The organism is Mycobacterium sp. TY815 (assembly GCF_030755135.1).
Lineage (GTDB): Bacteria > Actinomycetota > Actinomycetes > Mycobacteriales > Mycobacteriaceae > Mycobacterium.
In genome coordinates this window covers 585089-595844 of sequence record NZ_JAUFRX010000003.1, presented here as the reverse complement: position 1 = coordinate 595844, position 10756 = coordinate 585089, and the positions used below count along the sequence as shown (strand labels likewise).

Here is a 10756-nt window from a genome sequence, read left to right as displayed (position 1 = left end):
GGCACCGACAACAGCACCAACCCCGGCATCGCCGGCGGCGCGGGCGGCACCGGCGGTATCGGCGGCACCGGCGGCGCAGCCGGCCTCGGCGGATCCGGCTCCAGCACCGGCGCCTCCGGCACAGCCGGTGACGGCGGGGTCGGTGGCGTCGGCGGCACCGGCGGCAAGGGCGGCGCTGGAAGCACTGGGACCAGCGGTGGCGGGATCGGTGGCCAGGGCGCGGCCGGCGGTGACGGCGGGCAAGGCGGTGTCGGCGGTGCAGCCGGAGCCACCAACGGCGGCAACGCCGGCACCCAAGGCGCGGGCGGCCAAGGCGGCATCGGCGGAGTCGGCGGCCAGGGCGGCCACGGCGGGACCGGCAGCGACAACAGCACCAACCCCGGCATTGCGGGTGGCGCGGGCGGCATCGGCGGTATCGGCGGCACCGGCGGCGCAGCCGGCCTCGGCGGATCCGGATCCAGCACCGGCGCCTCCGGCACAGCCGGCGACGGCGGCGTCGGTGGCATTGGCGGCACCGGCGGCAAAGGCGGACAAGGCAGCACCGGCAGCACAGGTGGCGGGACCGGTGGCCAAGGCGCAGTCGGTGGTGACGGCGGCCACGGCGGCGCCGGCGGCGCAGCCGGCGCCACCAACGGCGGCACCGCCGGCACCCAAGGCGCAGGCGGCCAAGGCGGCATCGGCGGCGTCGGCGGCCAACGGTGGCCACGGCGGGACCGGCACCGACAACAGCACCAACCCCGGCATCGCGGGTGGCGCAGGCGGCACCGGCGGCATCGGCGGCACCGGCGGAGCAGCAGGCCTCGGCGGATCCGGCTCCAGCACCGGCGCATCCGGAACAGCCGGCGACGGCGGCACCGGCGGTGTCGGCGGCACCGGCGGCAAAGGCGGACAAGGCAGCACCGGCACCAGCGGCGGCGGGACCGGCGGCCAAGGCGCGGCCGGTGGCGACGGCGGCCAAGGCGGCGCCGGCGGCGCAGCCGGAGCCACCAACGGCGGCACCGCCGGCACCCAAGGCGCAGGCGGCCAAGGCGGCATCGGCGGCGTCGGCGGCCAAGGCGGCCACGGCGGGACCGGCACCGACAACAGCACCAACCCCGGCATCGCCGGTGGCGCAGGCGGCACCGGCGGCATCGGCGGAACCGGCGGCGCCGCAGGCCTCGGCGGGTCCGGGTCCAGCACCGGCGCATCCGGAACAGCCGGTGACGGCGGCACCGGTGGTGTCGGCGGGACCGGCGGCAAGGGCGGCGCCGGGACCGCAGGGAGCAGCGGCGGCGGGACCGGCGGCCAAGGCGCGGCCGGCGGTGACGGCGGTCAGGGCGGTGCCGGCGGCGCAGCGGGCGCCACCAACGGCGGCACCGCCGGAACCCAAGGCGCCGGCGGTCAAGGCGGCATAGGCGGCGTCGGTGGCCAGGGCGGCACAGGCGGCACCGGCATTAACAACACCACCAACCCCGGCATCCCCGGCGGTGACGGCGGTGCGGGCGGCGTTGGCGGAACGGGCGGCGCGGCAGGAAAGGGCGGCACTGGCTCGAGCACCGGCGCGGCCGGCACCGCCGGCAACGGCGGCGTAGGTGGCACCGGCGGCACCGGCGGCCAAGGCGGGCAAGGCAGCACCGGCACCGCAGGTGGCGGCACCGGCGGGCAAGGCGCGGCCGGTGGAGACGGCGGCCAAGGCGGCGCCGGCGGCGCAGCCGGAGCCACCAACGGCGGCACCGCCGGCACCCAAGGCGCAGGCGGTCAAGGCGGCATAGGCGGCGTCGGCGGCCAAGGCGGCACGGGCGGCACCGGCGTCGACAACAGCACCAACCCCGGCATTGCGGGTGGCGCAGGGGGCACCGGCGGGATCGGCGGAACCGGCGGCGGTGCCGGCAAGGGCGGCACTGGCTCGACCACCGGTACGGCCGGCACCGCGGGTAACGGCGGAGTCGGTGGCACCGGTGGCACCGGCGGCAAGGGCGGGCAAGGCAGCGCCGGCACCAGCGGTGGCGGCATCGGCGGCCAGGGCGCGGCCGGTGGTGACGGCGGCCAAGGCGGCACGGGCGGCGCAGCCGGCGCCACCAACGGCGGTACCACCGGTATCCAGGGCGCCGGCGGCAAGGGCGGCATCGGCGGAATCGGCGGCCAAGGCGGCACCGGCGGTATCGGTACCGATAACAGCGCCAACCCCGGCATCGCCGGCGGAGCCGGTGGAACCGGGGGCACCGGCGGCACCGGCGGCGCAGCCGGCAAGGGCGGCACCGGCTCCACCATCGGTACGGCCGGCACCTCCGGCAGCGGCGGCGTAGGCGGGACCGGCGGTACCGGCGGCCAGGGCGGACAAGGCAGCACCGGCACCAGCGGCGGCGGCATCGGCGGCCAAGGCGCGGCCGGCGGCGACGGCGGCCAAGGCGGCACGGGCGGCGCAGCCGGCGCCACCAACGGCGGCACCGCCGGAAACCAGGGCGCCGGCGGCAAGGGCGGCATCGGCGGAATCGGCGGCCAAGGCGGCACCGGCGGTATCGGTACCGACAACAGCACCAACCCCGGCATCGCCGGCGGCGCGGGCGGTACCGGCGGCACCGGCGGCACCGGCGGCGCAGCCGGCAAGGGCGGCACCGGCTCCACCATCGGTACGGCCGGCACCGCCGGCAGCGGCGGCGTAGGCGGGACCGGCGGCACCGGTGGCCAGGGCGGACAAGGCAGCACCGGCACCAGCGGTGGTGGCACGGGCGGCCAGGGCGCGGCCGGCGGCGACGGCGGCCAAGGCGGCGCGGGCGGCGCGGCGGGAGCCACCAACGGCGGCACCGCCGGAAACCAGGGCGCCGGCGGCAAGGGCGGCATCGGCGGAATCGGCGGCCAAGGCGGCACCGGCGGTATCGGTACCGACAACAGCACCAACCCCGGCATCGCCGGCGGCGCGGGCGGTACCGGCGGCACCGGCGGCACCGGCGGCGCAGCCGGCAAGGGCGGCACCGGCTCCACCATCGGTACGGCCGGCACCGCCGGCAGCGGCGGCGTAGGCGGGACCGGCGGCACCGGCGGCCAGGGCGGACAAGGCAGCACCGGCACCAGCGGCGGCGGCACCGGCGGCCAGGGCGCGGCCGGCGGCGACGGCGGCCAAGGCGGAGCCGGCGGCGCGGCGGGAGCCACCAACGGCGGCACCGCCGGAAACCAGGGCGCCGGCGGCAAGGGCGGCATCGGCGGAATCGGCGGCCAGGGCGGCACCGGCGGTATCGGTACCGACAACAGCACCAACCCCGGCATCGCCGGCGGCGCGGGCGGTACCGGCGGCACCGGCGGCACCGGCGGCGCAGCCGGCAAGGGCGGCAGCGGCTCGACGACAGGAGCCGCCGGCACAGCCGGCGACGGCGGCGTCGGAGGCACCGGCGGTACCGGCGGCCAGGGCGGACAAGGCAGCACCGGCACCAGCGGCGGCGGCACCGGCGGCCAGGGCGCAGCCGGCGGCGACGGCGGCCAAGGCGGAGCCGGCGGCGCGGCGGGAGCCACCAACGGCGGCACCGCCGGAAACCAGGGCGCCGGCGGCAAGGGCGGCATCGGCGGAATCGGCGGCCAAGGCGGCGCTGGCGGTATCGGCACCGACAACAGCGCCAACCCCGGCATCGCCGGTGGCGCCGGAGGCACCGGCGGCATCGGTGGCACGGGCGGGGCGGCCGGCCTGGGTGGTGCCGGATCAAGCACCGGCGCGGCCGGCACCGCCGGCAACGGCGGCGCAGGTGGCACCGGAGGAACGGGCGGCAAGGGCGGACAAGGCAGCACCGGCACCAGTGGTGGCGGCATCGGCGGCCAGGGAGCAGCCGGCGGCGACGGCGGCCAGGGCGGTGCCGGCGGCGCAGCCGGCGCCACCAACGGCGGCACCGCCGGAAACCAGGGCGCCGGTGGCAAGGGCGGCATCGGCGGAATCGGCGGCCAAGGCGGAACGGGCGGTAACGGCGTCGACAACAGCGCCAACCCCGGCACCGCAGGTGGTGCCGGCGGCACCGGCGGCAGTGGTGGCACCGGCGGCGCAGCGGGCAAGGGCGGCTCGGGTTCGACCACCGGCGCGGCCGGCACCGCCGGCAACGGCGGCGCAGGTGGCGCCGGCGGCACCGGCGGCAAGGGCGGACAAGGCAGCACCGGCACCAGTGGTGGCGGCATCGGCGGCCAGGGAGCAGCCGGCGGCGACGGCGGCCAAGGCGGTGCCGGCGGCGCAGCCGGCGCCACCAACGGCGGCACCGCCGGAACCCAAGGCGCCGGTGGCCAGGGCGGCATCGGCGGCACGGGTGGAACGGGCGGCCAGGGCGGCGTCGGCACCGACAACAGCGCCAACCCCGGCACCGCAGGTGGTGCCGGCGGCACCGGCGGCAGTGGTGGCACCGGCGGCGCAGCGGGCAAGGGCGGCTCGGGTTCGACCACCGGCGCGGCCGGCACCGCCGGCAACGGCGGCGTGGGCGGCGCCGGCGGCACCGGCGGCAAGGGCGGACAAGGCAGTACCGGCACCAGTGGTGGCGGCATCGGCGGCCAGGGTGCGGCCGGCGGTGACGGCGGCCAAGGCGGTGCCGGCGGCGCAGCCGGAGCCACCAACGTCGGCACCGCCGGAACCCAAGGCGCCGGTGGCCAGGGCGGCATCGGCGGCACGGGTGGAACGGGCGGCCAGGGCGGCGTCGGCACCGACAACAGCGCCAACCCCGGCATCGCGGGTGGCGCCGGCGGCACCGGCGGCAGTGGCGGCACCGGAGGCGCAGCGGGCAAGGGCGGCTCGGGTTCAACCACCGGCGCGGCCGGGACCGCCGGCAACGGCGGCGTGGGTGGCACCGGCGGCACCGGCGGTAAGGGCGGTGCCGGTAGCGCCGGCGCGATTGGCGGCGGCGCCGGCGGCCAAGGCGCGGCTGGCGGTGACGGCGGACAGGGCGGTACCGGCGGCCTAGCCGGGACAACCAACGGCGGCACCGCCGGAACCCAAGGCGCCGGCGGACAGGGCGGCATCGGCGGAATCGGCGGCCAAGGAGGAACGGGCGGTACCGGCGTCGACAACAGCGCCAACCCCGGCATCGCCGGTGGCGCCGGCGGCACCGGCGGCAGTGGCGGCACCGGAGGCGCAGCGGGCAAGGGCGGCTCGGGTTCAACCACCGGCGCGGCCGGCACCGCCGGCAACGGCGGCGTGGGTGGCACCGGCGGCACCGGCGGTAAGGGCGGTGCCGGTAGCGCCGGCGCGATTGGCGGCGGCGCCGGCGGCCAAGGCGCGGCTGGCGGTGACGGCGGACAGGGCGGTACCGGCGGCCTAGCCGGGACAACCAACGGCGGCACCGCCGGAACCCAAGGCGCCGGCGGTCAGGGCGGCGTCGGCGGCCAAGGCGGCGTTGGCGGCCAAGGCGGGTTCGGCACCGACAACAGCACCAACCCCGGCATCGCGGGTGGCGCCGGGGGCACCGGCGGCAGTGGTGGCACCGGCGGCGCGGCCGGCAAGGGCGGTAGCGGTTCGACGACGGGTGCCGCCGGCACGGCCGGCAACGGCGGCACCGGTGGCACTGGCGGCATCGGCGGCATGGGTGGACAAGGCAGCACCGGCGCGATCGGTGGCAGCACCGGCGGCCAGGGAGCCGCCGGCGGCGACGGCGGACAAGGCGGTGCCGGCGGCGCAGCCGGAGCCACCAACGGCGGCACCGCCGGAACCCAAGGCGCCGGCGGACAGGGCGGCGTCGGCGGCAAGGGCGGACAGGGCGGCACCGGCGGCATCGGCACCGACAACAGCACCAACCCCGGCACCGCCGGCGGTGCCGGGGGCACCGGCGGCAGCGGCGGCACCGGCGGCGCGGCCGGCAAGGGCGGCAGCGGTTCGACGTCAGGAGCCGCAGGCACGGCCGGCAACGGCGGCACCGGCGGCACCGGAGGCACCGGCGGCATGGGTGGACAAGGCAGCGCCGGCGCGATCGGTGGCGGCACCGGCGGCCAGGGCGCCGCCGGAGGCGACGGCGGACAGGGCGGTGCCGGTGGCGCCGCGGGTAAAGCGAACGGCGGCACGGCTGGCGTCCAGGGCGCCGGCGGACAGGGTGGCTTCGGCGGCAAGGGTGGCCAGGGCGGCACCGGCGGCATCGGCACCGACAACAGCACCAACCCCGGCATCGCCGGCGGCGCCGGGGGCACCGGCGGCACCGGCGGCACCGGCGGCGCAGCCGGACTCGGTGGGACCGGCTCGACCACGGGCGCGGCCGGCAGCGCCGGCAACGGCGGCACCGGTGGCACCGGCGGCACCGGCGGCATGGGCGGACAAGGCAGCGCCGGCGCGATCGGTGGCGGCACCGGCGGCCAGGGCGCGGCCGGCGGCGACGGCGGACAGGGCGGTGCCGGTGGCGCCGCGGGCAACGCCAACGGCGGCTTCAACGGCGTCCAGGGCGCCGGCGGACAGGGTGGCTTCGGCGGCAAGGGCGGCCAGGGCGGCACCGGCGGGTTCGGCACCGACAACAGCGTCAACCCCGGGGTTGTCGGTGGCGCCGGCGGCACAGGCGGCGTCGGTGGCACGGGAGGCGCGGCAGGCAAGGGCGGCGCCGGCTCGACGGCAGGAGCCGCGGGCACGGCCGGTAACGGCGGCACCGGTGGCACCGGCGGCACCGGCGGCATGGGTGGACAAGGCAATGCCGGCGCGATCGGTGGCGGCACCGGCGGCCAGGGTGCCGCCGGCGGCGACGGCGGACAAGGCGGCGCCGGTGGCGCCGCGGGCAACGCCAACGGCGGCTTCAACGGCGTCCAGGGCGCCGGCGGACAAGGTGGCCTCGGCGGCAAGGGCGGCCAGGGCGGCACCGGCGGGTTCGGCACCGACAACAGCGTCAACCCCGGGGTTGTCGGTGGCGCCGGCGGCACAGGCGGCGTCGGTGGCACGGGAGGCGCGGCAGGCAAGGGCGGCGCCGGCTCGACGGCAGGAGCCGCGGGCACGGCCGGCAACGGCGGCACCGGTGGCACCGGCGGGACCGGCGGCATGGGCGGACAAGGCAATGCCGGCGCGATCGGTGGCGGCACCGGCGGCCAGGGCGCGGCCGGCGGCGACGGCGGACACGGCGGTGCCGGTGGCGCCGCGGGCAACGCCAACGGCGGCTTCAACGGCGTCCAGGGCGCCGGCGGACAGGGTGGCCTCGGCGGCAAGGGCGGCCAGGGCGGCACCGGCGGCATCGGCACCGACAACAGCGTCAACCCCGGGGTTGTCGGTGGCGCAGGCGGCACCGGCGGCGTCGGTGGCACGGGAGGCGCGGCCGGCAAGGGCGGCGCCGGCTCGACGGCAGGAGCCGCGGGCACGGCCGGTAACGGCGGCACCGGTGGCACCGGCGGGACCGGCGGCATGGGCGGACAAGGCAATGCCGGCGCGATCGGTGGCGGCACCGGCGGCCAGGGTGCGGCCGGCGGCGACGGCGGACAGGGCGGTGCCGGTGGCGCCGCGGGCAACGCCAACGGCGGCTTCAACGGCGTCCAGGGCGCCGGCGGACAGGGTGGCTTCGGCGGCACCGGCGGCCAGGGCGGCACCGGCGGCAACGGCTCCGACAGCATCAACCCGAGCACAGCCGGTCAAGCCGGCGGCCAGGGCGGCACCGGAGGCGACGGCGGCGCAGCCGGCAAGGGCGGCACCGGCTCCACCACGGGTGCCGCAGGCTCCGCCGGCAACGGCGGCACCGGCGGCCTGGGCGGCAACGGCGGCAAGGGGGCCGACAACACCACCGCCGCATCCGCCGGCCAGCAAGGCGCCCAGGGCGGCACCGGAGGCGACGGCGGCCAAGGGGGCGCTGGCGGGGCCGCCGGCAAGGCGAACGGCGGCTTCAACGGTGCCCAAGGCGCCGGCGGCCAGGGCGGCGTCGGAGGCACCGGCGGCAAGGGTGGCACCGGAGGCAACGGCACCGCCAGCACCAACCCGAGCACAGCCGCTCAAGCCGGCGGCCAGGGTGGCACCGGAGGCAGCGGCGGCGCAGCCGGCAAGGGCGGCACCGGCTCCACCGCGGGTGCCGCAGGCACCGCCGGCAACGGCGGCACCGGCGGCCTGGGCGGCAACGGCGGCAAGGGGGCCGACAACACCGCCATCGCTTCCACCGGCCAGCAAGGCGCCCAGGGCGGCGCCGGAGGCGACGGCGGCCAGGGAGGCACCGGAGGCACAGCCGGAGCCACCAACGGCGGCACCGCCGGAACTCAAGGCGCCGGCGGCCAGGGCGGCGTCGGCGGCACCGGCGGTAAGGGTGGCACCGGCGGCAACGGCACGGACAACAGCGCCAACGTGGGCATCGCCGGCGGCACCGGCGGAAAGGGCGGCACAGGAGGCACTGGTGGCGCCGCCGGACAGGCCGGTGTCGGCTCTACGGCAGGCACCGCCGGTACCGCGGGCAACGGCGGCGCGGGCGGCCTGGGCGGCAACGGCGGAAACGGCGGCAACGGGACCACAGGAAGCAGCGGCGGCGGTGTCGGCGGGCCCGGTGCCGCCGGCGGCGACGGCGGCCAGGGCGGTTCCGGAGGCTCAGCCGGCGCCACCAACGGCGGCACCGCCGGCATCCAAGGTGCCGGGGGCCAGGGCGGCAACGGCGGCAACGGCGGAACGGGCGGAACGGGCGGCCAAGGTGCCACCGACACCGGCAGCGGTGCAGGCACCGGCGGCACCGGCGGCCTGGGCGGCAACGGCGGCAAGGCCGGCGCGGCGGGAACCGGCTCTACGCCGGGCACCCAGGGCAACGGCGGCAACGGCGGCAAGGGTGGCGACGGCGGCCAGGGTGGCACGGGCGCGGCGGGGCCCAACGCCGCCACCGCCGGCAATGGCACCGGCGGTGGCACCGGGGGCACGGGTGGCCAAGGTGGTAACGCCGGCACCGGCCTTACCAACGGTGTCAACGGCAGCGGTGGCAACGGCGGCGTAGGCGGAACCGGCGGACAGGGCGGTGTCAGCACCACAGCCGGCGGTAGCGGCGGCAATGGCGGCCAGGGCGGCAAGGGGGGCACCGCAGGGATCGCCGGCACCGGCGGCACGGGTGGCACCGCCGGCAACGCCGGCAACGGTGGCACCGGCGGCAATGGCGGTGCCGGCACAGCAGGGACGTCCGGGGCGGCCGGCAGCGGGGCTGCGGGTACCAACGGCGGCCAGGGTGGCGCCGGCGGCCAGGGTGGCAGCGGCGGCAACCCGATCGGCACCGGCGGCGCCGGCATCGGCGGCAACGGCGGTCAGGGTGGCGCCGGCGGGGCAGGCGGCAATGGCGGTAGCGGTGGGTCGGGCGCATCGGCCGTCGCCGGCGGGAATGCCGGCAACGGTGGTGCGGGCGGCGCCGGTGGCGCTTCTGGCGGCGGCGGGACGGGTGCCAACAGGGGTAGCGGCGGTACCGGCGGCGCCGGCGGAGCGGGTGGCACCGGCGGCGACGGCGGAATCGTGACTGCCTCGGGTGCGACCGGCAAAGCGGGTGGAAACGGTGGTGCGGGCGGTGCCGGTGGGCAGGGTGGGGCCGGACTCACCAGCACCGGCATCAACGGCAGCGGCGGTGTAGGCGGCAACGGTGGCAACGGCGGTGCCGGCAGCAGCGGCGCCACTAACACCGGCACCGGCGCCGGCGGCGCAGGCGCCAATGGCGGCACCGGAGGCAACGCCGGTAACGGCGGCAATGTCGGTGGTGGGGGAACCGGCGGGGACGGCGGTCAAGGCGGCAGCGGCGGGACCGGTGGCACCGCCGGCAACGGCGGCAACGGCGGCAACGCGACAACCCCCGGAGCTACCGGCGGCACCGGTGGAAATGGCGGCCAAGGCGGAAACGGCGGCAACGCCGGCAACGGCGGCAACGGCAGCGCGACCGGTAAGGGCGGAAATGCCGGTATAGCCGGTAACGCCGGCATCAACGGCAACGGCGGCAACGGCGGCAACGGCGGCAACGCAACGGGAGCGAACAACGGCGGCAAGGGCGGCACCGGCGGCAACGGCGGCAACAGCGGGGCCACAGACCAGATCGGCGGCAACGGCGGCAACGGCGGATCCGGCGGAACGCCTGGCAACGCCAGCGCAGGCGGAGCCGGCTCCGTCGGCGGTCAGGGCGGCAAGGGCGGCGCCGGCGGTACAGCGGTGAACGGTACCGGAGGCGCCGGCGGCACCGGCGGAATCGGCGGGGACGGCGGCACCGGCGGCACCGGCGGCACCGGCGGCCTCAGCCTGACGGCCACAACGCCCGGCGCGAACGGCGGAGCAGGCGGCGCCGGTGCCAATGCCGGGGCCGGCGGACAGGGCGGCGACGGCGGCGCCTCGAGCAAAGGCATCGGCGGTACCGGCGGCATCGGCGGCGCGGGCGGCAGCAACCTCGGCGGCGCGAACGGCGGCAACGGCGGCACCGGCGGTGGCAGCGGGGTCGCCGGCGGCATCGCCGGCAACGGCGGCGACGGCGGCGCCAACGGGGTAGGCGGAACGGGCGGCAACGGCGGCAAGGGCGGAACGGGCGCCACCAAAGCGGGTGCCGGCGGCGCCGGTGGGGCCGGCGGCCAAACCGGCGGCGGCAGCGGCTCAAGCACCGCCACGATCGGCAACGGCGGTGCCGGCGGAACCGCACCCGTGGGCGGCACCGGCGGTACCGGCGGTAAAGGCAGCACTGGCGGCGCCGGTGGAATGGGTGGCACCGGCGGTATCAGCGGCAGCGGCAACACCGGCAAGTCCGGCACCGGCGGCGCCAGCGGTTCGGCAGGCGGAAATGGTGCGGCGCCGAGTGGCAACACCGGCGGCAAGGGCGGAACGGGCGGCCTGGCCGGTCTCAGTGGCGGCGCCGGCGGGGCCGGCGGCGCGCCCTAA

The 10756-nt window shown here is 79.3% G+C and carries 1 protein-coding gene; it reads left to right on the top strand.

Annotated features, from left to right (window positions below):
* Window positions 1-142 precede the first annotated feature (142 nt).
* Complete coding sequence (locus tag QXK92_RS28570) at window positions 143-10756, top strand: hypothetical protein (protein ID WP_306248033.1); 10614 nt, start codon at window positions 143-145, stop codon at window positions 10754-10756.